Genomic DNA, 1,751 nt, shown 5'->3' with positions numbered 1-1,751 from the left:
GGGCGGCGGCCGGCGCACGCGGCGCCGGCGGCGGCGCCAGCGTCACCCGCAGCGGCCCCCAGGCATCGGCCCGYGGCGCGGCACCGCCGTCCGAGCGTCCCGTCTGCGTGCCGACCCACATCACCGCCAGCACGTGCAGCACGATCGACAGCGTCACGAACTGCGCGAGCGTCGCGCGCTCCTGGTCCGACACGCGCAAGCTGTCGGCCGGGTGAAGCGGGAGGACGGGCAAGGCACTCATCGCCCCCCGAGCATGCCATCATCGTGCGGTGGAAGCCGTCCCCGCCCGATTCGAGCACGCCAGCGACCGTGCGCAGTTCAAGCAGCCCGCGCACCGCGGCGGCATCGAGCTGTACCGGGCGCACATCGTGCGCTACGCATTCGAGCCGCACACGCACGAGGCCTACGGCTTCGGCGTGATCGATGCCGGCGTCGAGCGCTTCCGCTACCGCGGCAGCGAGCACCTGGCACCGCCGCAGTCGCTGGTGCTGATGAACCCCGACGTGCTGCACACCGGCCGCGCCGAGACCGCGCACGGCTGGCGCTACCGCATGGCGTACGTCGATGCCGCGCTGCTGCGCGAGGTGGCCGGCGAGGCCGACTGGTCGTTCGCCGAGCCGGTGCTGCAGCACGCGGCGAGCGCGCAGCGCGCGAGCCGGGCCCTGCAGGCGCTGTGGGCGGCCGATGCCCCACTGGCTTTCGATGGCGCGCTGCTCGACCTGCTGCAGGCGGTGCAGCCGCATGCACGCCGCGGCCCGCCCGAGCGCGCGCTCGAGGGCCACGCGCCGCTGCAACGCGCGATCGACCTGATGCACGACCGCCTGGCCGAGCCGCTGACGCTGGCCGACCTGGCGCAGGCGGCCGGGCTCAGCCCGTTCCATTTCCAGCGCTGCTTCAAGGCGCGGCACCATGCCACGCCGCACCAGATGCTGATGGCGCTGCGGCTGTTCCGCGCGAAGCGGCAACTGGCCGCCGGCCTGGCACCCGCGCTGGTGGCGGCCGACAACGGGCTCACCGACCAGGCCCACCTGACGCGCCGCTTCGCCGGCATGTACGGCGTCACGCCGGCGCGCTACCAGCAGCAGATGCAGCCTCAGCGCCGAGGCTGATCAGCGCCCTTCGAGCGCCGTCTCCTGCCGCACCACACGCGCCAGCGGCAGGCTCACGCGCACCCGGGTTCCACGTCCCACCTCGCTCTCGATGGCCATCGTCGCGCCCATGCGCTGCAGCAGCAGCCGCGTGATCACGAGGCCGAGCCCGCTGCCGGGCACCGGCGTGTTCTCGGCACCCAGCCGGTTGAAGGGCTGGTAGAGCTGCGCGAGCTTGCCGGCCTCGATGCCGACACCGGTGTCGTGCACCGTCACCACGACGCGTGCGCCCTCCTCGGCGCACACCACCCAGGCCCGTCCGCCCGGGCGGTTGTAGCGGACCGCGTTCGACAGCAGCGTCGCGAACACCTGCTCCAGCCGCCGCGGATCGGCGTGCACCGCCAGCGCCTGCGCCCCTTCGATCGCCAGCGTCACGCCCATCGACAACGCCAGCGGTTCCACCTGGCGCAGGCTCGCGCCGAGCGCCGGCGCGAGCGGGACCTCACGGTTCGACAGCGCGAGCGCGCCATCCTCGATGCTCGTCAGGTCCAGCAGGTCGTTGATCAGCTCCAGCAGGTGCTGGCCGCTGTCGAGCACATGCTGCAGCCGCGCCGCCTGCCGGCTCGTCAGCGGCTCGTGGGCATCGGTCTGCAGCAGCTGTGC

The 1,751-nt window shown here is 73.6% G+C and carries 3 protein-coding genes; 1 reads left to right on the top strand and 2 read right to left on the bottom strand.

The genetic code is table 11. From position 1 onward, the window contains the following. Positions 1-232, bottom strand: a 232-nt coding sequence (locus AC1D15_RS30390) for a hypothetical protein (RefSeq protein WP_477828960.1), incomplete at its 3' end; no start/stop codon positions are given. Between the two features lie 37 nt (positions 233-269). Between AC1D15_RS30390 and AC1D15_RS30385 the strand changes: the two genes are divergently transcribed. After that, a complete protein-coding gene (locus tag AC1D15_RS30385) occupies positions 270-1,109 on the top strand; it encodes an AraC family transcriptional regulator (RefSeq protein ID WP_477828959.1) in 840 nt (279 codons plus the stop codon). Here the strand turns inward: AC1D15_RS30385 and AC1D15_RS30380 are convergent. Next, positions 1,110-1,751, bottom strand: a 642-nt coding sequence (locus AC1D15_RS30380; protein ID WP_477828958.1) for a sensor histidine kinase, incomplete at its 5' end; no start/stop codon positions are given.

Source organism: Rhizobacter sp. P2_H2, assembly GCF_056403375.1.
This window is presented reverse-complemented; position numbering and strand designations above follow the sequence as displayed.